This is a genomic window from Adlercreutzia mucosicola DSM 19490, assembly GCF_000422625.1.
GTDB lineage: Bacteria > Actinomycetota > Coriobacteriia > Coriobacteriales > Eggerthellaceae > Adlercreutzia > Adlercreutzia mucosicola.
The window spans coordinates 93,124-114,588 of sequence record NZ_KE383895.1; the positions used below are offsets into that span (position 1 = coordinate 93,124).

Below are 21,465 nucleotides of genomic sequence, written 5' to 3' on the forward strand. Positions count from 1 at the left end.
GGGGAAGGTGTCCGCTGCATCGCGTGTTACTCCTCCAGCAGAGCCTCGTATTCCTTGCGTTCCTCGGTCAGCTGCGCAAGGTGCTCGTTCAAAGTATTGAGATTGCGCTGGGCGCCGATAGCCTGCACCACGCCCCAGATGGCCGCGGGCACCGCCATGGCAGCGATGACGCCCATGATGCCGAAGGGACGGCGGATGGTGAAAAACGCGGCCACCGCGGCGATGCCGGCCATGACCAGACCGTTGCGGCGCTCGTCGGACACGGTGTCGCGCTGGGCCACCAGCTGGGCCCGGGCGGCGGCGATGCCGGCCAAGCGGGCGCGAATCTCATCTTCGGTGACGTATTCCACTTCCACGTCGCCCTCGGTCTCGGTCCACGAGCGGGCAGCACCCGTCGACGAGCCGGCGGAACTTCCGCGCGACCCGTCGCTGCCGCTCCGGCCGCGACGGCCCGTGTTGGAGCACAGCAGTTCGTAGGCCTCTTGAAGGCGCTTGAACTGCTCGGTGGCACGCGTCTGCAGCTTCTCGTTGCCAGCGAACTTGTCGGGATGCAGAATCTGCACCGTTTCGCGGTAGGCGATCTTGATGTCGTCGGCCGAAGCGTCGTCGTTCAGGCCGAGTATGTGAAGGGCTTCGTTTCTGTTCATGCGGGCATCCTAGCACGTAGGTCGTTCGTCTGCGCGGGCAGTCACGAATACCGCAAGAAATAACAGCAGCGTACTGACGCCCATCGGTACTATATCGGCGATATTGCCCGTAAGGTAGGTTGCAGGTAGCGTTCCGCCCATCAGCAGAAGAGGGCCGAAGTACAGCACGTCGAAAAGAGCATGAACGATTGCCGGAGCCACCAAAGCCACCCCGCAGGCGGGCATCGGGCGTGCCGCCCACGGACTGCGCACCACGAGAGAGGCCAGAACCACGCCGAACAGCGTTGCCTGGATCACCTTCAGAACCGCCTGGATCGCTGCAACACACAAGTCGGCCCTGGGCGCAACCAGCGGCCCTTCAGGAACCAGGTGCAGAAAGCCGAACACCAGGGAACTGGCTACTACCGCTAAGCCAGTCGAACGCGGGCACTCCCAACGACGGGCCACGACTAGACATCCCCACAGCAGCAAACCGCGGAAGAGCAGCTCTTCCACCACGGCCGATTCCGAGGCCAGCGCCAGCAGCTCGCCCAGATGGGAAATCTGCCACGGGCCCGAAGCACCGGACGCCCACCCTAGGGCAACGCCACCGGCGAGCGCGGCGACCAGCACCCAGCCGAGCGGCGCGCCGAGACCAGAAGGTATGACGTTGGTGATCTTCATGACGCATCATTATAATAGGGGGCCGCCCGTACCCGTGAAAGGATCGCCGTGAGACCCCAGCCTGCCGTGAACGCATTCGCCCTGAAGATCGCGGCTATCGCGGGCATGACCTGCAACCACATCGCGAACGTTTTTGGCGCGAGCATGCCCGAAGCGCCTACCGTGGCGCTGTATATGGTAGGTGGACTCACGTTCCCCATCATGGCGTACTTGCTGTGCGAAGGCTACCGCCACACCTCCAGCGTGCGACGTTACGCAGAACGCCTGGCCCTGTTCGCCGTTATTTCCCAGGTTCCCTATTCCCTGTTGTTCGGCGCCCAGGGCAATGTGCTTATCACACTGCTGATTGGGCTCGGCCTTCTCTGGGTCCTTGATCGCAGAAACAATGCGCTGGCGAAGGGCGCGGCCGTGATTGGGGGCATCGCGCTCAGCGTCTTCTGCGACTGGGGTATCGTCGGACCGCTTCTGATCGTGTTGTTCTGGCACCTGCACGATCGGCCGCGCGGATCGGCCCTGGCTATGGCCGTGGCCGCCCTGGGCCTGGGCATCCCTGCGCTTTCCCAAGCCGTGGCCGATCCCACCCCCGTGACGCTGGGGGCCCTCGGGTACTATACCGTCGGTTTCGGCACGGCCACCTTGCTCATCCTGAACTACAACGGCCAGCGCGGACGGCCGATGAAGTGGTTCTTCTACGGGTACTACCCCGCTCACCTGCTCGCTCTCTGGGCGCTGACCCTGCTGCTGTAACGCAACGGGCCGACACCCACCCGGGGCGCCGTCCCTTTATCTCCGTGACAAAAATGGGCCGCCGGGTGCAGATTTTTCGACTTATATAGCCAACCAAAATGCTTCCGCAGGCTCTATCATCTTCAAGAAGTCCTCGAGACTAACTATGACCTGGGGAAACAACTCCACTCCATGCAGTATTCGGCTTGTGAATCCCCTCCCGAGACTAGCACATTGCTACATAAGTCGAAAAATCTGCAAGAAGAGCCCCTATTTTGTCACGGCAAGATCAGCCAATCGCCATTTCATGAGGCAGTGACTACGCGAGGGGCCGGCGGGTACGCCCGTAACCGTTCTTCCGAGGGACGGCAGAACACACTCGCCCGCGCCTCCCGGACTGCGGGCTGTCCCCTTTCCAACGCGCGCCCGGTCGGTACACGGCCGGGCGCGTTTTTTTCAGTTGGTGTAGGCCCTGCTAGTCTCGCAGCGCGAGAGTCCTAAGCCGCGTGGCCGATCAGCTGGGCCAGCTCGTCGCGGCCGCTGAAGCGAACCGCCTGGGCCTCGGGGTCGTGGGCCGGCAGCACTTCGCCTACCCACACATCGCCATTCCGCTCGAACCGCTCAGAGCGCACCACCCAGCGGAACGCCGGACGCACATGGTCGGCCAGCTCCACGATCTTCGTGGGATAGCTCATGCCCTGCAGCGTTTCCTGCAGCGCATCCAGCTCGCTGTCATCTTCCTCGACCAGCACCAGGCCTCGCTCGGGGTTGTATACCACGCCCGTACCCACAAAGGCAAGGCGCATCTTCTCGCGGCGACGGTGCTCGGCCCACACGATGGCGCCGATGACACCAGCCACCACAACCCACCACACGATGGCGATGACCAGATCCAGTGGATCGTCCACATGGTTGAAGCCCAGCTGGAACCACAGCCCCAAAAGCACGGCACAGGACAGGACGGCGATAACCGCTACCAGCCAATTGCTCTTTCTCATACCAACCAACCTTTCAGAAGGGCGCAGGCGGAATCCCGCGCCCTGGGGTGTCGTTCTCTTACAGCGCCTGATGGGCGGGGGCAAACTCGGTATCGGCAGGGCGAGCCTCCACGCGACCCGTGATCTCGTTCTCGTAGTCGTCGATGTCGCGAGCGATACCGAGACGACGACGTACCACAACCAGCCCGTAGAGGGCCGTCAGCAAGATGCCGGCCAGCATCGCCCAATGCACCCAGCAATGCGGCTCGTCGAAGGCGCCCATGGGAGTGCCATCGTCGGCGATCTGCTCACCGGCATCGGGAGCGGCCAGCGGCGCAGCGTCGTCGTCGATAGTGGTGGTCGTCGGCGCCGGCGTGGCCGCCGCGGGAGCAGGCGCCGCTGCGGCGGGCACGGCAGCCGCAGGAGCGGCCGGGGTTGCCGCGGCGGGCGTTGCGGCCGGAGCCGGGGCGGGAGCCGGGGTAGGAGCCGGAGTCGGCACGGGCGTCGGCGGCACCGGGGTCCCCGGGGTGGGAGTCGGCAGCGGAGCCGGCACCGTGATGGTGAAGTCGCCGGGCACCACGGTCACCGTGTAGTTCGGATTCGCCGTATAGTTCGCCGTCAGCACGCCACCGTACACACCAGCAACCTGATCGGTGTTGGTGCGGGCGAAGGTAACCAGGCCCAGATCATTCTCGTCAACCAGGGAACCGGCGGTAATACGACCGGTGAAGGCCGGATCGGCCATACCCAGCAGCTTAGTGGCATCGTCCACGGTGATGGTCACCGGGCGAGGCTCCACGGTCAGGGTGCCGGGAACGGTCAGCACGGTGTAGTTGTTCGTCACATCCACGTTGTTCTCGTCGAAGATGCGCATGTCGCTGATCGTCAGCTCGGTCGTACCCACATTGGTGCGCTCGCCGGTCACCGTCGCGGTGGCATGATGGGCACGATCGAGGCCCGCCACCGTGAAGTCGGTCGTGGTCAGCGGCTCACCGTCGTAGGTCTTGGTCAGCGACTCCACCGCGAAGACCGCCTCACCCATGTTGATCTTCTCGTAGTCAACGCGAATGACATTGTCGCCCACGCCGATCTCGATAGCATGGTCGGTGCTGGTCAAGCGATACTGCACATCATCGACCCGCACGACCGGCTCCGGATTAACGCTCTGAGTGCTCCCGAAGGTCACCCCCGTCTCACCCTGAGCCCAATCCGCCGGCACGTCAGTCATCTGCACGCCATCCAGATAATACTGCACCGTATAGCGCAGATCGGTACGCTTCGCGTAGTATACATCGATAGTCTTGGTCGTCTGGCCTTCGAACTCGCCGGCCTCGGCCGCCTCAAGGGTGTAGCTCGGCTGGAGCCCTTCGACCCGAACGCGGTTGTATCCGGGGAACTTGTCCTCCGCAGCGATGGCCTCAGCATTAGGGATATAGGTGAGAGCATCGTTGATCCAGGAAGTTTCGTCGAACAGCACCGAGCTATCGGAAATCACGTTGCCGTTTTCATCCAGCTCGACATCGGGCTTCACCGGTTCGTTATCGAGCCAGTAGCGCACCGTCACCGTCAGGCCATGGGTCTGCGAGCGATCCTCTGACCACTGAGCTTCGTAGGAAGCGTCGGCCGTCACCTTGGTGTCCAGCGCAGGAGCCCATCCCTCGAACTGATAGCCCACCTCGCCAGCCACCAGCGGGGCCGCGGGAGTCAAGGAGCCGTAATCCAGCGCCTCGTGGGTCACCGAATCGAAGACACCGTGATCGCCCGGCAGGTAGCTCACGGTCAGCTGCTGCTTGAAGTACACCTTCAGCGTCGTGGAGCCATCGCCCGCGATCGGAGCCGACTCGACGTTCGCAGCCGCGGCGTCGAACCTGTAGCCAGGACGGGTCGGGTTCTTGTCGGCATCGGTCACGGTGGCTACGGCGTCGGTTGTGCCCGTGCGCTTCACGATGCTATCTGCCACGGCGGCGTACTTGCCGTCCTTCATATAGTAGTATTCAACCTCATAGGCCGTATCCTCTTTGGCCTCCCATGCGCCCGTGAACTCCACGGCACTATTCGGCATGGCAAATACGCCCGCATTGACGTCCACATCGGTGGTATTCCAACCCTTAAAGGTATAGCCAGCCAGCACGGGAAGGGCCGCGACGTTCACGGAAGCCTTATACTTGACATCCTCGGGCGCGGGAACAGCTGGGGCAGCCGCCGGCACCACACCGGTATAGCGGTAGCTCACCTTATGCTGAGCACGCTTGTAGTACAGCTTCAGAACCAGCGAGCCGTCGGCAGCAATAGATCCCTCGGCAACGGTGTCCGGCGCGTCGAGATTCAGCGTAAAGCCGTCGTACTGCTTCGGCTGCGCCTTCACCGGGGCATCGGTGGTTCCCACTTCGTTAATAGTGCTAACCAGCTCGTAGCTGTTATCCAACTTCTGCTGATAATGCTGCACCTGGTAGTGAACATCGGCGCGCTTCGTATAGTAGAAGGTGATAACGTTGTCCTCAATATCGGCGGCATTGGAGCCGATAACAAGCGACTTGGTCGACGCATCCGCCTTATAGCCCTCAATGCTGCAAGCGGTGGCCGTTACCTTGTCACCGAAAGCTTTGCCTCCGATAGTCAGGGCTTCGGCCAATTCACGATCAGTGCCCTTCTCAAGGTAGCGCACCGTGTAGGAAAGATCATCGCGAATCTTCCACTGAGCAACATAAGTCGCATCTTTTGTAACCGTAGCAGCGACCTCGGGTTCCCAGCTCTCAAAGACCCAACCGAGCTCGGCATTCAGCGAGGGAGGGGCGGGAGTCTGAGATCCGGCAAGAATATTGGGAAACACCACCTCGGCAGGATCATTACCCACAAAGGATCCGTGCTCTCCACTCTGGTATTTAACGGTATACGTTTCCTCACAATCGGGCACACCATTGCCATTGCTGTCTTTATGGTAGGTAACAGTCACAACTTGGTTGCCCATGACGTGCTCAATGCGAACGCGCTCTTTATCAGCAACATACCCCTTAAGGAAAGGCGTGACCTGCGTAAAGCTTTCGCCCACCTTCACCGTCTTCGTAATCGAAGAAGGTAGGTTGTTCGGAGCGGGCTCACCATCTTCATTATGGTAGACATACTCAACCGTCACATTGCACTTCGCCTTAACAGTAAGCTTTCCGTCCAGATGCCACGTCAGGTTGCCGTCTTCATCTGCATAACCAGAGGCATTCGACTGCACCTTCGCCGTTTTCCATGTAATATCTTCGTAGTCGAACTCCATGCCCTGATTGAGGGGGAGACGATGGATGCTGCCAGAATTGACCAGCGCTTCAATTTTCTCCTGGGCCGCTTGCCCAGCCGTATCGCCAGCCTTGCAATCCGCAGCCGGGCGAAGCACATCGGAAGACAGCTCAACATATCCAATGGTGTAATACTTGTCGAAGCCAACAGTGCCACCAAGATTATTGGAGGGATCGTCGAGCTCAATGAACACATAGACACGGGTCGTCGCCGATTCAGGCTGGCGCTTGTCGGCAATCGTGGTCTCAAGGGGTTCTGGCGCAACCGTGACCGAAGGAGCGCTTTGAGCCTGCTTAACAACAACTGGCTCTGGAGTTACCCGGGCGGGAACTTCAACGTCGGCCTCGGGCTCCTCCTCGGTCGGGGCTGGGTCGGGAGTCTCGTCGGAAGACGGGTTTTGGGACCCCTCTTCGGGCTCCTCTTCGGGCACAACCTCGGTTTCGGGCTCTTCAGACGAAACGGGATCCTCCCCGACGGGGTCGTTCACCTGATCGACGAGCTCAGTGCTCTCCACCGTCTCGTCTGCGCCGGCACGCTCCGTGAACATGGTCACGTTCAGGAACGAGAACACCAGCAATACCGAAAGCAAAACCGACAGGAACTTGCCCTCAGCGGTGTTCCGCGCATCTACAAACCGCGCGATGCTCCGCATACTCCTCACCAACCTTCTCCTTCGTTTCTTCTACTGCGTTTCCGCTGCTTAAATACTGGCTTTCACCAGATACTTAATTTGGTTGAGAGCGTTTATCAGAGCTCGTTTTCCCTTCTGGAAACAGATTTATGACCCCTTGGCAAACGTTTCTCAACGTCCACTTTACAGAAATACCCTGTCCTGTAAACTGACAAAAATGACTACAAAGTCAACGAGGGGGGGGGGTAGCGCGATTTTTATAATTTGAACAGGTAAAACTATTCTCGAAATCAAATTTTGCTTTATTTACCATAGCAGAGATGTGACATGAATTTGATAGGGTAAAATCTCTTGCGAACGGTATAATCCTGCGATTTTGTCCTATTGCCCGCCACCCTTCTGCTACCGATCAGAACGGCTTTCAGATGGGCTCAGGCTTCCTGTTCCCGTCGCCTGGCAAGATTGCTCACCACCGACCCCACAATGCAGAAAGCAGCCCCTATGAGAACAATCCAGCCGAGCAGAAGCTTGCCCGGTGTGGAATCCAGGGCCATGAGAAAATACCCCACGAAAGGTACCGAGGCCACGATGCGGCCCAGCACGTGCTGATAGGGAACGGGTCGGATATCCAAATCGGCGTTCGCATCACCCTTGGTGATCAACTCCCCTTCTTCGGCATTGTTCTCTTCCACCCGATGGACGATCACATCCTCGTCGCGCCAAAAAGCCGCCACGTCACCCGGCTGCAAAGAAGTCCCATCGATGGGCTCGGCGTACACCAGGGTTCCCGTAGGATAAGCAGGTTCCATAGACCCCGAGATGATGGCATAGGACTGCATACCTATGACCCGAGGCACCACCGCAGCGCCCAGCCCCACTATGGCGAGGGCGGCGAGAATCAGCACACCTATCATCGTGCACAGCCGGGCAAGGACGCGCATGCGAGACAAACGCCGCTCAACTGCATGAGAGAACGAATCAGACGTTATGTTCGCCGCTTCCTTTGCCATGGGATCAATGTATCACAAAGGGCGAGGCACCAAAGGCACCTCGCCCCTGAAAAGCTGCTGGCATGGCCTTCTAGGCCTGCTGCGCCTCTTCTCCCTGTTGTTCCTTGCGGGCCCTCAGCAAGATGACCGCGATAAGGCAGGCAAGTACGGCGGCGGCCACAGCCCAGGGAATCCAAGCCGTGTTGGCCACGGGCGTCGAGTCACCTGGCTGCTGGCCCGAAGCCAGGGCATTCTCATCATCATTGATGGTCTCCACATCGGGAGCATCCAGAGGGGTGCCATCCTCGGCGATAACCTGAGTGCCAGCATCGGTCGTGAGCGGCGTAGCCTCAATGGGGTTCGCCGGGTCGGCAGTCGCCGCACGAGTTGCCGCCTGGTTCGCAGCGGCCACGGCCTCCTGCTCGGTAATAGCAGTCGTGTAAACGCCCGTCGCGCGAGAACCGTCGGAGGTGATTACATCCACACGACCCGAGAGCTGCTGCTCGGTTGTCGTGCCTTCAGCCAAGCGCGTGTAGCGGAACGTGATCACGTTCTTCGCCTCGTCTTCAGATAGGGTAAGCAACACCACCGAAGCCTGGGGCAGGTAGTTCTCGATGTACACAGGCGTGGTTGCCGGACGATCGCCAATGTCGCCGAAGAAAGTCTGGGAGTCCATCAACGGATTGCCGTCGGCGTCCACATAGTTCACGGTATAGGCCACGCGATTGGCCAGAATGCCATAGGCCACCACGAAATCGGTGTCCTCGGTAATGGGCGCCGAGGTATTGCCCAGACCGCCGTCGGGGGTGGGCACGGCGTACAGCATCGTATCCACGCCAGCGGTGTTCACCGGATTACCCTCGGCATCGACGGTATCGGTGTTCTTGTCGGAACGAACGTTATCCAAGCCAGCCACGCGAATGCCCTTGGCGTAGTACTTCTCGTTCTCCACCGTGTACTCGATGTCAGAGAAGTCGGCTACACCGTTCAATCCCACAGCCGGATCCAGCTGAACGCTTTCGGCAGCCTGATCAGCATCGCCGATACTCACTTTGCCCTGATTGCCGGCATACACCGTCACGCGATATTCCGTGGGCTTGTATGCATCAGCGGTGGCAGCGAAGGCCGTCGGCGCGGCCACCGTCGCGGCCAGGGTGCCAGCAAGCATTACAGTCAGAGCGCGGCGGCCCCAATTCTTCATGTTCATCATCGGGCGTCGCCCTCCTTGTCGTTCCTCTTCTGTCGGCGTTGGCGCAACCCAACGCCCACCAGCACAGCCGCGGCCAGTAGCGCCACAACCACCACTATGCCCACTGCCAGCGTGTCGCCCGTCTGAGAAAGCTTCTTCGGGTCGGGCTTATCATCCTGGTTTGCAGGCGGGTTCTTCGGCTGACGCGGATCTCCTTCTTTGCCCGGCTTATCGGTGGGTTCGGCAGCGAACTGCAGCTGAATCTGGGCTGCAGAATCGAAGTACGTGTTGCCATGGGTCTCACCGTCGATGGCCACTTCCAGGGTCATGAGAGCGCGAGCCTGGGGACCTAGCGTATCGAGAAAGAAATATTCGCCCGTCGCTTCGGTCGCGTCGAACAGGCCCTTGGTGGCACCCGTACCCGCATCGCCTGAGACAACCTCGTTGGTGATGATCACCTTTTGCGCGCCGGTCGGATCGGTATAGGTAAGTTTGTAGCTATAGGAACCGCCGCTGCGCAGCGACTTTTCCATGGATTCCAGCACCTTGTTCTTCATGTACCAGTCAGCCGACTTGTCGCTTTTCTCGTACATGACCACGGTGAACTTTGCCGAGTCGCCCGGCTGCATGCCGCGCAGCTCCTTCACGATGTCGGCCGAACCCTGATCGGTCATGGCCGTGCCGGTGAACTCGACAGTCCATTCCTTCTCGATAGTTTTGGCGAAAGCCGGAGTCACGGCGGCCAATGACAAAACCACTGCCAGGATCAGACCAAGTACGGGGAGCGCTGCCAGGTTATAGGTTCTTTGTTGTCGGATCATCTGCATGGGAGAAAAACCTCCCTAGCCTTCCTGGGACCAATTCAAACCCGCGGCGGCGAACGCCTCCTGGGTCACATCAACGCCCCAGGCGCTCTTGGCCGCATCCACCGCGTTGTTCACCTGCACCGAATCCACCTGGGCCTCCAGAGCCAACCAGCAATTGGAATAGTCTTCGCGCACGTCCTTAATGGAGGGATCGATGCGGATGCCCGTGACGGCGGGGTATTCAGCCGCTTCACCGGCGGGGAGCACCGTCTTGTAGTAGAACACCTCGCGCTCGGCGGTGCACTCGTTATCGGCGCGCACCCAGTGCTGGGCGCTCTCGTCGGTGAACTGGAGCTGAATGAGCGAAGGATCCAGCTTGTCGGTCTTTGCCCGAGTGTCAGCCGTGGAGCCATCACCCTCGGCCCCCTTCGCCCAGTACTTGCGCACGGTCAGGCGCACGTACTCGTCCATATCGCTCGAACGGTTCTGCACCGACAAGCGCTCACTGTACACTTCACCGGGAATCATGAATTGATCCACATTGTCGGGGTTGTCGGCCGTGGGACGCTTCAGCAGGGCCGAGCTGTCGGCAATCAAGTTGCCCTCCTCGGGTACCACCGCGTCATTCTCGGTGAGGGCCACACCGATGTGCGTCTGCTGAATCTCGGCTACATATTCGCCACTGAAATAAGTGAGAGCGGAACGGGCCGGGCTCACGGCCATCATGACCACGCAGCCCACCAGCGCCGCAGCCAGCACGATGAGCGCGATACGCGCCTGCAGGGTGAGGTTCTTCAGAGTTTGCATCATGGGTTACTCACCGTCCTTCGCGGGCATAATCAGCGACTTCTCGCCATCGGCGAAGGTGCCCAACAACGGCTGGCCCTCGACGAAGCTCTTGGCGGAGGTGCATTGCTGCACGACGGTGATATCGAAGGGCTGGTTAAAATCTTTGTTGGTCAGCGTCGCCTTTACGGTGAACGCGGGGGTAGACTTACCAGGAGCCACGGGATGCGGCCAGTACAGCCAGCCTTCACTGTTCGGCGTGGGATTGCCATCAGCATCAACACCGACGACATCCTGCGTCCACTCCGCACCCTCTTCGCCGGGTTCGATGCTAATCGTTACACCCCAGTCTTCGGGAAACTCGGGATAGAAGACCTTTACGCGCACCATGGCGTCAACCTCACCCGTGTTCTTGATAGCAACGGTTTTCTGGCCGTCAACCTTGTATTCTTCCACCTCAGTGGTGGGCGGATTGGGGTTGTAGCTGAACGACACCATGCCCTTGGCCTGGGTCGTGTCGGTATAGTAGGCGAACGCGGTGCCCACCGCCGTGCCCATGGTGAGGGCCACGGCGATGACCAGAGCTGCAATGCCGCGCTTGGCAAGATACTTCTTTGCCATGGTTAGTTTCCCCCTTCGATGGGCGCGTTGGGTTGCTTGGGGTTGCTGTAGTTGGCATCGGGCGTGTAGGTGAGTTTGCCGTCGGTGTAGATGAACCCGGTGATGTTACCGTTTTCATCAGTCACCTCGCCAGTAGGCGCGTAGCTGTTCACCACGCCAGTGCCGAAGGTGTTCTCATCTTTGAACGTATTCGTGAACTCGTGGGACACACCCTCCTCAGCGTTCTCGTTGTTCAAAGTGACGGTCCAGGTGTTGCGGCCGGTGGCCTCCTTAAAGTTGTCGCCGGTGTAGAACAGCTCCTCCACCACGTAGTAGCCGAGCGGCAGTTCATTGAGCGTGCGAGCCTCGGCGGTACCATAGGCATTGAACGTGAAGCCGATCTGATTCACGTAGATGGGCGCGAGGTGAGCCTTGTAGGCCTCGACGTCGGCGTAACCCGTCACGTTGAACACTGCGGTGGCGGAAGCGCCCTCGGCGGCATTCCAGCCGGTCAACTTCTTCGTGAGGGTCAGCTTGCCCAGCTGATCTTCGTTCTTGGTCGGGGGCTCCTTGCCGGCGGCGCCCACGTCGATGTAGTCGTTGCAGGCAATGCCGCCGCCATGGGTGTTGGAGTAGTTCCCTGTGAAGAACAGCACGGCGGCATCTTCGGCCTTGGCCTTGTCCTCGTCAGAGGGATCGGCCGTGAGGAACGTGAGGCGATTGCCTGTCACACAGGTGTCGGCAGTTTGGGTAAGCTTGTTCACCTGGTACAGCGGGTAGTTGCCCTTGGGGTCGGTCGTGGTGAAGGCGTCGGTCAGGGTAAAGCCCGTGGCCTTCGCTTCGTAGTCGGCAGGATTTACGGAGTCCTTGCTCAGATACAGAGTGACGATTTTCTCGCCCGCACTGCAGGTATCATTCTCGGGTTCCTTTCCGGGATTTTCATCGATAGCGGTAACGATTTTTGTGTCGCTCACCTTAGGGCTGGGATTCTTGGACAAGTCGATGGTGTCGAACGTGACGACATACCCTTTGAGTTGCTTTATCTTCTCGACATCGTTCTCCGGCACGATCACCCGCAACAAATTCCCGTTCGACCGGTAGAGAACATTAGTGACCTGAACCTTGTCGGTTCCGTTGATCTTCACGTAGTTGTCTTTATTCCAACCCTCGCGATGGGCGTTGGCCTTTTCGCTTACAACATCGCCAGTGGTGTAGCCGGTCCAGTTGTACCAGCCGCCGCCGAGCATAGAGTTGAACACCGTGCTCTTACGGGCACAGTAGAAGTCGTTGGCCTGGCCTTTCGCGATCTTGCCCTTCAGGCCGTAGCTCTCGGGCTCGCCGTCGTGGAGGCCGCCTTCGAGCACCCACTGGTCGCCGTACTCGTTGGGGTTCTGGGTGCAGTTCTCCTCCCGCGCCGTGTTACCGAACACGGCGGCGTCGGCGGAAACTACCACGCCGTTGGTACAGGAGGCTACGCCGCCGCCGAGACCGGCCGCGGTATTGCCGCTAACGAGCGGATGGTACACGGTGATGCCGGCCGTCCGGTGCTCGGTGCCCTTGATGTCGTTGGAGTCGATGGAGGACATGAACAGACCGCCTCCGCCATAATCGAAGTAGGTGGCGGTCATGTTGTTGCTGATGATGCCCTGCTTGATATAGCTGTTCCTGTCGGTGCCGGCGCAGATGCCACCGCCCTCGCTGGTGCCCGCGTAGTTGGAAGAAATGCGACAGTTCTCGATCTTCAGCAACGGAAGGGCGTTCTCGTACTTGTTGTTTTCGTCGAGGCCGCCGCCCCACTTCGTCGGAATGGTCACGTTACCGCCGAGGGCCAGGATGCCGCCGCCTCCATCGGAAGCGAAGTTGCTGGTGATCTGACCGCCGTTGATGATGGTCTCATCCTGGGTGAACACGCCACCGCCGCCACCGCCGTAGTTCTTCCAGAAGTGCTCTTCGTTGGAGGGACCAGTGCTGCGATTCTTCTGGTGCTTGGCAGTGCGGTCATTCTCGGAACGGTTGTTAGTAATGGTAGCGTTCTCTTCGATGGTCAGAAGGTTCTTCGTTGCCGTCAAACCCTTCGCATGACCCTCGATATAGACACCGCCGCCATCGGCGTTGGCCACGTTGCCGGCTATGACCGCCGAACCGGTAATGGTCACTTCGCAGTTCTTGCGAGCATAAATGCCGCCGCCGTTCTGGGAAGTAGCGATAGTACCCTTGGTCAGGTCGGTCAGCGGCTCGCTGCCCGCTTCGTTGCCAGCGATGACGGCGTTACCGCTTACCGTCAGGGTCGCCGGAGTGCCCTTGGCCTCGCTCGACATCCAAATGGCGCCGCCGTTCTTCTTCGTCGCGTTACCGGCGATGACGGCGTTACCATCAATGGTAATGTTCACGGCCGAGCCATTGTTGCCACTGTTAGCGCTCACGGCGCCACCCAGACCTTCGGCCTTCACATTGGTGATGAAGCCGCCGCTCATATGGAAGGTGCCGCCCTGGTTCATGTTCACCGCATGGATGTCACCCGTGACGCCCTCATTGTAGGACAAACGGCCGCCCTCGATGTTCAGCGTAGAGGCGCCATTGCCCACGACCACCAGATCCTGGGCTTTCGCGGCAACGATAGTACCAACGTCCTCCATATTCACCGTGTGCTTGATCTGGTACTCGTTGGTGCCGCCGGCGATGTGCTTGTCCTCGTAGGAACGCGTTACATAATAAGTAAGCGTATCGCCTTCGAGCGTGGCCTTCTGGCCCACCCACTTCTCACGGAACTCGCCCATGATGTCATTCACCAGGTCGCCGGCGTTGTCCTGGTTGGGCTTCGGCAGCAAAATGCCATCGGAGGCCTGATCCAAAGCTCGATACTTAGAGGCAGAGTCGTTGATGGTCAAAGTGGCCGCGCGGGACTCGTCACCTACCTTGAACAGGGAGCCCTCGGCCTCGCTGATGATGGTGTGGCCGTTCAGATCGATGGTCTTGTCGCCGGCAACGACCACGGTGCTGGTGGCGCGCACGTCAGAGGTCAGCTTCACCTTGCCTTCGCCATCAGCGGAAAGGAAGGCAGCCAGCGCATCCCAATTATCGAACGTGTCGCCCTGGGCGTCGGAGGTGATGGTGACTTCAATGGAGCCGGAGGCATTAGCGGCCTTCTGAAGCTCATCCTTAGAGATGACGTATTCGTTCTTATCGGCATCGAAGGTGACGACGATCTCGGTAGCGGTGTCGTCGGCCTTTGCCCCGCTGGTCGCAGCGAGGGGCGTGGCCTCGTCCTTCACGACCTCGGTATCAGCGGCTTCGTCGGCAGCCTCATCAGCCTTGGGGCCACCTTCGGCCTGATTCTTCGCTTCCAGAGCGGCGGCCGTTTCGGGAATGGGCTCGACTTCAGGCACGATCTCGATCATAGCGGAGGGGTCGACAGGAGTCTGAGCCGGCTCCTCGGCTGCAGGCACGGCCTCATCGGTCACCCGCTCCTCCTGGACGGTCATCACCTGAGCCGTCGGCTGGGCACCGCTCTGCAGCAGCGCGGCCACGTCGCCGATCTCACGATCGCCATGGGTCGACGTCGCGGTAAAGCGCAGGTCCTCGGACACAGGGGCCCGATAGCCCTCGTCGCTCTGGGCGTCGAACTTCTCGTTTCCGACTTCCACGGTCACGTCGCTGTCCAGATTGAAGAACACCTCAACCTGGTCACCGTCGTTGGCCGCCACGGCCGGAGTGCTCCCCCACAAATGGAAATACCCCAAAGAAGCGACGAGGGCACCCGTCGCCACAACGGCGAGGGCTTTTTTCGCTCCTGTTGCCATGGCAGTCGTCTGCCGTTTGGTCACTGTCGTCATAATCCACCGTTCCTCATGCAGCTTTGTTGACAGCTCGCTATTATCCACATGTCAGTTTGGTTACAAACGAACTATACGCGCGTATAGAAGAGTTGCCTATAGATTTAAAGGGAAAACGGTCGTCATAATAGGCTATTGCCATGGTATCGAATGGGAAAATCCGAGGATGAAACGGTATGAAACAGGTTCGACCTCGGGGAACTCCACCATACAAGAAACCGGGCCCTATGACCCGGTTTCTGAAGTTATTGGTGGAGCATAGGGGGATCGAACCCCTGACCTCAGGCTTGCAAAGCCCGCGCTCTCCCAGCTGAGCTAATGCCCCGTGGCTTCCCTTTTCCCCTTACCTCGCTTAACGGCCGCTTCAAGAAAACTGCCTCAGAATATAATAAACGCTCCACCGGCTAACTCGGCTCACGGTGGAGCGTTTATCGCAAAGTAATGGTGGGCCCGAATGGATTTGAACCAGCGACCTCACGCTTATCAGGCGTGCGCTCTAACCAACTGAGCTACGGGCCCTTGAAAAAGTGCTTGATTATCTTACGACGAAATAGGAGGTTGGTCAAGAAGTATTTTTACCGAATTGAGAAATATCTGTTCTCGGGAGTAAGCGGCCAACGTGCGACAATGAGAAGCGATACCCAAGGGTTAATCAGCGAGGTGGGAATATGGTCCCTTTGAAGGTGCTTACACTAGTAGTGGCTGGCCCCGCCCAGCCCTCGGTACTGGTGCTCCAACCGGTGGAAGACACTCCCGCTGGAAAGGCGCGTATCGTCCCAATCTGGATTGGGCCTACGGAGGCCGCCCAGATCGGAATGGCCCTGGAATCAGTGAAGTTCGACCGCCCCATGACCCACGACTTGTTCCTGGATGCCCTAACGAACCTGGATACTCGGGTGGACTCCGTGGTGATCTATCGTGTACGCGGTCAGGTGTTTTTCTCACACCTGATACTGAACCAGGGAGGTCGTCTGATCACCCTGGACGCGCGGCCGAGCGACTCCATCGCGCTGGCCCTGCGGCAAGACGCTCCGCTTTATATCGAGGAAGACGTGCTAGATGCCGCCTCGTTCCCCTTTCTCTTTAGGGGAGAACGCCAATCGGAGGCCGAGCTGGCCGAGTTCAAGACCTTCCTCGACCATATTTCTCCGGAAGACTTCGGCACGCTCTCTTAACCGAAAGGGCCCCGCGCAGTTCGCTCGCACGGGGCCCTTCTGCCTAGCCGGTGACGGGACAACTACTCTTCGCCGTCGTCCTCGGCGATTTCCTCGACATCGACCTCGGCGGTGGGCTCGATATCACCCTCGTCGCCGTCGATGTCGTCGATGGCCAAGGATCCATCGGTGTTCTCCTCGTCCAGCAGGTCGAGCTGGTTCTCGTCCACCTCGCCGGCTTTCTTGGCCTTCTTCTTGCCCGTGGAGGAAATGGCCACGGCGCAGACCTTGTCCTTGTCGGCCACGTTCATCACCTTCACGCCCTGGGTGGAACGGCCGAGCTCGGAGATGCCCTTCACCGGGGTGCGCACGATGACGCCCTCCTCGGACACGATCATGATCTCGTCGTCGGCACCGACGATCTTCATGACCGCGAGCAGGCCCTTCTTGTGGGTCATGGTAATGGTGTACACACCCTGGCCGCCACGATGGTGCTCGGGGTACTCCTCAATCTTGGTGCGCTTACCATAGCCCTTCTCGGTGATCACGAACAGGTCAGTGCCGGGGCGGGCGATCTCCATGCCCAGCACGTGGGCATCGGCCGGCACATTCATGCCGCGCACGCCCATGGTTCCGCGGCCCATGGCGCGGGCCTCGGACTCATCCCAGAGGATAGCCTTGCCGGCGGAGGACACCATGATGACCTTCTCGCCCTTGGCCACGCGCTTCACCGAGATGAGCTCATCATCGTCCTTCAGGTTGATGGCAATGAGCCCGTCGCGGCGAGTGCGGTCGTACTGGTCCATGGAGGTCTTCTTCACGTTGCCCTGGGCAGTGGCGAACATGAGGAACTCCTCGGCGGGGAAGTCCTTCGTGGCGATGACGGCGCTGATGGACTCGCCCTTCTCCAGGGGCAGCAGGTTCACGATAGCCGTGCCGCGGGCATGGCGGCTGGCCTCGGGAATCTCGTACACCTTCAGGCGGTACACCTTGCCCTTGGTGGAGAAGAACAGCATGTAGGAGTGGGTGGAGGCCACGAACAGGTGCTCCACGAAGTCGGCATCCTTCAGGTTCACACCCTGCATGCCCTTGCCACCGCGCTTCTGCTGGCGGTAGGTGCTCACGGGCAGGCGCTTGATATAGCCGGCCTTGGTCATGGTGACGACCATGTTCTCCTCGGCGATGAGGTCTTCCACCTCGATATCCTTCGCCTCGCCGGTGATGCGGGTGCGGCGCGGGGTGCCGTACTTCTTCTTGATCTCCAGCAGCTCGTCCTTGATGACCTGCTTCAGCAGGCTCTCGTCGGACAGGATGCGCTTGTAGTAGGCGATCTTCTCGCGCAGCTCGGCCAGCTCTTCCTCGATCTTCTCGCGCTCCAGTCCGGTCAGGCGACGCAAGCGCATCTCCAAGATGGCGTTGGTTTGCTTCTCGGAGAGCCCAAAGCGCTCGGTCAGGCGCGCGGCGGCTTCCTTGTCCGTTTGGGACGAGCGGATGATCTGGATGACCTCGTCGATGTTGTCGAGCGCGATGATGTAGCCCTCGAGGATGTGCTCGCGCTCCTCGGCCTTGGCCAGCTCGTAGCGGGTGCGGCGGGTGACGACGTCCTTCTGGTGCTCGATGTAGTAGTGGAGGATCTCCTTGAGCGACAGCACGCGCGGGGTGCCGTTCACCAGGGCCAGCATGTTGGCGCCGAAGCCCACCTGCAGCTGGGTGTGCTTGTACAGCTTATTCAGCACCACCTGCGGAATGGCGTTGGACTTCAAGTCGATGATGATATCGATGCCCTTGCGGTCGGCAGCGTCGTGGATGTTGCTGATCTCGGGCAGCTTCTTGTCGCGCACCAGCTCGCCGAGCTTCTCCAGCAGGCGCTTGCGGTTCACCTGGTAGGGAATTTCCTTCACCACGATGGAGGAGCGGCCGTTCTTCTTCTCCTCGATCTCGCACTTGGCGCGGATGGTCATGTTGCCATGGCCGGTCTCGTAGGCATCAAGAATGCCCTTCTTACCCATGATGAGGCCGCCGGTGGGGAAGTCGGGACCGGGCATGACGGCCATGAGCTCCTCGGTGGTGCACTCAGGGTTGTCGATCATGAGGCAGGTGGCATCGATGGTCTCGCCCAGGTTGTGGGGCGGGATGTTCGTGGCCATGCCGACGGCGATGCCGTTGGAGCCGTTGACCAGCAGGTTCGGGAAACGGGCCGGAAGCACCGTGGGCTCTTGCAAGCTCTCGTCGTAGTTGGGCTGGAAATCAACAGTTTCCTTGTCCAGATCGCGCAGCAGTTCCATGGCCGGCTTGTCCAGGCGGGCCTCGGTGTAACGCATGGCGGCTGCACTATCGCCGTCGATGGAGCCGAAGTTGCCGTGGCCGTCGATCAGCGGCAGGCGCAGGCTGAAGGGCTGGGCCAGGCGCACCATGGTGTCGTACACAGCGATGTCGCCGTGGGGATGGTACTTGCCGATTACGTCGCCGACGGTACGGGCCGACTTCATATGGGGCTTGCTCGGCGTGTAGCCCGATTCGTTCATGGCGTACAGAATGCGGCGGTGCACCGGCTTCAGGCCGTCACGCACGTCGGGCAGGGCGCGGGACACGATAACCGACATAGAGTATTCCAGGAAGGAGGTCTGCATCTCCTTGCCGAGAAACGCCGCGCGCACCGTGGTACCCTCGCCGCCGTTGGCCCCCTCGATGATAGAGCCGTGGGGGTTGGGCATGTCCACCATCATAGAGCGGGCCCGCTCCTCCTCGGAAACGGCGTGCTCCTCATCCAGGGTGGAAGAGGCCGAGGCAATCTCGGCATCCTCATCGCCCTCGTCGTCGGTGTCGACCTCTTCGGCCAGGTACAGCGCGTCCTCTTCGGCGGTCTCTGCCCCGGACTGCTCGTCGGCGTCGAAGTTCTCGTCTTCAAAATCTGCCATTGGTTTCCTTTCTTAAAGAAACGTACTGGTCTTGTCCAGGAGGGGGAGCCGGGGCCTGTTCGCGGCCCGTTTCGCGCCGGTCCCCCTCCGAACGCGATCACAGCAATAGCGAAGACGACGCACACCAATCGGTACTATCCCCACATCGTTGCTGCTGAGGTGGAAGCTATTGCTTACCCATCGCGTTCTCCAGGGGGGCGCTCAGAGGTCTGCGAACAGGCCCCGGCTCCCCCTCCTTACTCTTACGTTCTCCTAAATGTCCAGGAAGCGGACGTCGCGGGCGTGCTTTTGGATGAACTCCTTGCGGGGCTCCACCTGGTCGCCCATGAGCTCGCTTACCACGCGCTCGGCTTCCACGGCGTCGTCGATGTTCACCTGCAGAAGCGTGCGGGTGGCCGGCTCCATGGTGGTCTCCCACAGCTGCTCCGGGTCCATCTCGCCGAGACCCTTGTAGCGCTGCACGTCGAACTTGCCCGGGTCATCGTATTCGGCGAGCGTGGCGGACAGGGCCTTCTCGTCGTAGATATAGCGCTCCACCTTGGTGCTGCGGGAGTTCTTCTTCTTCAGACCGAAGATGGGCGGCTGGGCGATGTAGATGTAGCCGAGGTTGATGAGCTCGGGCATATAGCGGTAGAAGAACGTGAGCAACAGACAGCGGATATGGGCGCCGTCCACGTCGGCATCGGTCATGATGATGATGCGGTGGTAGCGGGCCTTCTCGGCGTCGAAGTCCTCGCCGATGTTGGTGCCGATAGCCGTGATGAGAGAGCTGATGGTCTCGGAAGACAGCGAACGGTGCAGACCAGCGCGCTCCACGTTCAGGATCTTGCCGCGCAGGGGCAGGATAGCCTGGAACTTACGGTCGCGGGCCTGCTTCGCGGAGCCACCTGCCGAGTCACCCTCTACAATGAAGATTTCGGACTGGGAGGCATCTTTGCTGGCGCAGTCGGCCAGCTTGCCGGGCATGCTGAACGAGTCGAGCACGTTCTTGCGGCGGGTCATCTCGCGGGCCTTGCGAGCAGCCTCGCGGGCCTTCAGGGCCTGGGTGGCCTTGCCGATGATGCGCTTGGCGGGGGTGGGGTTCTCCTCCAGGTACTCGGCGAGGCCCTGGGTCACGGCGTTCTGTACCAGGGGACGAATCTCGGTGTTGCCGAGCTTGGTCTTGGTCTGGCCCTCGAACTGCGGATCATGGAGCTTCACTGAGATGATGGCGGCCAGACCCTCGCGAGCATCTTCGCCAGAGAGGTTGTTGTCCTTCTCCTTCAGCAGGCCCTTGGCGCGGGCATAATCGTTGATGGTACGGGTGATGGCCTGCTTGAAGCCGTCCATGTGCGTACCGCCCTCGTGAGTGTTGATGTTGTTGGCGAAGGCCATGACCGAGTTGGTGGAATAGGAGCTGGACCACTGCAGGGCTACCTCCACGGTACCGTCGGCGTTCTCGGCCTCGAAGTAGATGGGCTTGTTCAGGGTTTCCTTGCCATCATTGATGAACTTCACGAAGTCCACGATGCCGCCGAGGGCTTGGAATACCTCGGTGCGAGGGTTGCCATCGGCATCGGTCACGCGCTCGTCGTGGAGGATGATCTTCAAACCCTTGTTGAGGAACGACATCTCGCGGAAGCGGGCCGCCAGGGTGTCGTAGTCATAGGTCGTGGTCTCGGTGAAGATGGCCGGGTCGGGCCAGAAGGTCACCATGGTGCCGGTGTTTTTCGCCGGGCCCACCTCGTGCAGCTTATTGTTGGTCTTACCGTGGTCGAAATCGATCTCGTAGGTCTTGCCGTCGCGGCGCACCTGTACCTCTACCTTGGTGGACAGGGCGTTCACGACCGACACACCCACGCCGTGCAGGCCGCCGGACACCTTGTAGCCCTCGCCGCCGAACTTGCCGCCGGCGTGCAGGATGGTGAGCACAACCTCGACCGTGGGGATTTTCTCCTTGGGATGCTTGTCTACGGGAATACCGCGGCCATTGTCGTTGACCGAGATGGAATTATCGGGATGGATCCACACCTCGATAGTGTCGCAGTAACCGGCCAGGGCCTCGTCCACGGCGTTGTCGACCACCTCATAAACCAGGTGATGCAGGCCGCGCGGGCCGGTGGAGCCGATGTACATGCCGGGGCGCTTGCGAACGGCCTCAAGTCCTTCGAGGACTTGAATGTCAGAACCGTCGTAATGATCTGGTTTTTGTGCCACTGACACTCCTTCGCTCTACATAGAAAATGCGCCCGATGCGAGCGCTGACTGAGCGTCGATTATAG

The 21,465-nt window shown here is 60.1% G+C and carries 14 protein-coding genes and 2 tRNA genes; 2 read left to right on the forward strand and 14 right to left on the reverse strand.

The features are described from left to right. Positions 1-26: 26 nt before the first annotated feature. Positions 27-647 carry a J domain-containing protein gene (locus G503_RS0111400; protein WP_028027666.1) on the reverse strand — a complete coding sequence of 207 codons (621 nt, stop codon included), beginning with the start codon at positions 645-647 and terminating at the stop codon, positions 27-29. A 9-nt stretch (positions 648-656) separates the two neighbouring features. Beyond that, a complete protein-coding gene (locus G503_RS15740) occupies positions 657-1,310 on the reverse strand; it encodes a CPBP family glutamic-type intramembrane protease (protein WP_028027667.1) in 654 nt (217 codons plus the stop codon). A gap of 48 nt (positions 1,311-1,358) precedes the next feature. On the opposite strand from G503_RS15740, the gene G503_RS0111410 reads away from it, so the two are divergent. Continuing rightward, positions 1,359-2,057, forward strand: coding sequence for a TraX family protein (locus G503_RS0111410; protein ID WP_156892009.1), 699 nt, complete (start codon positions 1,359-1,361; stop codon positions 2,055-2,057). Positions 2,058-2,533: 476 nt separating this feature from the next. Here the strand turns inward: G503_RS0111410 and G503_RS15745 are convergent, their stop codons facing one another. The 10 genes from G503_RS15745 to G503_RS0111465 form a co-directional block, all read right to left on the reverse strand. Further along, positions 2,534-3,034 (reverse strand): hypothetical protein, encoded by a 501-nt coding sequence (locus G503_RS15745; RefSeq protein ID WP_028027669.1) that lies wholly within the window; start codon positions 3,032-3,034, stop codon positions 2,534-2,536. A 58-nt stretch (positions 3,035-3,092) separates the two neighbouring features. Next, a complete protein-coding gene (locus G503_RS15750) occupies positions 3,093-6,950 on the reverse strand; it encodes an MBG domain-containing protein (protein ID WP_028027670.1) in 3,858 nt (1,285 codons plus the stop codon). A gap of 410 nt (positions 6,951-7,360) precedes the next feature. Continuing rightward, entirely contained in the window at positions 7,361-7,834 is a 474-nt protein-coding gene (locus G503_RS0111430; protein WP_169628173.1) for a signal peptidase I, read from the reverse strand. Positions 7,835-8,009: 175 nt separating this feature from the next. Next, a complete protein-coding gene (locus G503_RS0111435; RefSeq protein WP_028027672.1) occupies positions 8,010-9,128 on the reverse strand; it encodes a MucBP domain-containing protein in 1,119 nt (372 codons plus the stop codon). Continuing rightward, the gene (locus tag G503_RS15755) at positions 9,125-9,934 is read right to left on the reverse strand and encodes a hypothetical protein (protein WP_156892011.1); all 810 of its coding nucleotides are present in this window, start codon (positions 9,932-9,934) and stop codon (positions 9,125-9,127) included. Before G503_RS15755 ends, G503_RS0111435 begins: the two co-directional genes overlap by 4 nt. Positions 9,935-9,949: 15 nt before the next feature. After that, positions 9,950-10,723, reverse strand: a complete 774-nt coding sequence (locus G503_RS15760; RefSeq protein WP_051191200.1) for a hypothetical protein — start codon at positions 10,721-10,723, stop codon at positions 9,950-9,952. Positions 10,724-10,726: 3 nt separating this feature from the next. Beyond that, entirely contained in the window at positions 10,727-11,320 is a 594-nt protein-coding gene (locus G503_RS0111450; protein WP_028027673.1) for a hypothetical protein, read from the reverse strand. A 2-nt stretch (positions 11,321-11,322) separates the two neighbouring features. After that, positions 11,323-15,132 carry a hypothetical protein gene (locus G503_RS0111455; RefSeq protein WP_156892012.1) on the reverse strand — a complete coding sequence of 1,270 codons (3,810 nt, stop codon included), beginning with the start codon at positions 15,130-15,132 and terminating at the stop codon, positions 11,323-11,325. 249 nt (positions 15,133-15,381) lie between these two features. After that, positions 15,382-15,457 (reverse strand) — tRNA-Ala (locus G503_RS0111460). A 117-nt stretch (positions 15,458-15,574) separates the two neighbouring features. Continuing rightward, positions 15,575-15,651: transfer RNA gene (locus G503_RS0111465), tRNA-Ile, on the reverse strand. Positions 15,652-15,800: 149 nt separating this feature from the next. On the opposite strand from G503_RS0111465, the gene G503_RS0111470 reads away from it, so the two are divergent. Next, entirely contained in the window at positions 15,801-16,307 is a 507-nt protein-coding gene (locus G503_RS0111470) for a bifunctional nuclease family protein (protein ID WP_028027675.1), read from the forward strand. 62 nt (positions 16,308-16,369) lie between these two features. Here the strand turns inward: G503_RS0111470 and gyrA are convergent, their stop codons facing one another. Next, positions 16,370-19,000, reverse strand: coding sequence for a DNA gyrase subunit A (gene gyrA / locus G503_RS0111475; protein ID WP_202805185.1), 2,631 nt, complete (start codon positions 18,998-19,000; stop codon positions 16,370-16,372). Between the two features lie 456 nt (positions 19,001-19,456). Continuing rightward, entirely contained in the window at positions 19,457-21,400 is a 1,944-nt protein-coding gene (gene gyrB / locus G503_RS0111480; RefSeq protein ID WP_016310108.1) for a DNA topoisomerase (ATP-hydrolyzing) subunit B, read from the reverse strand. Positions 21,401-21,465: the final 65 nt, after the last annotated feature.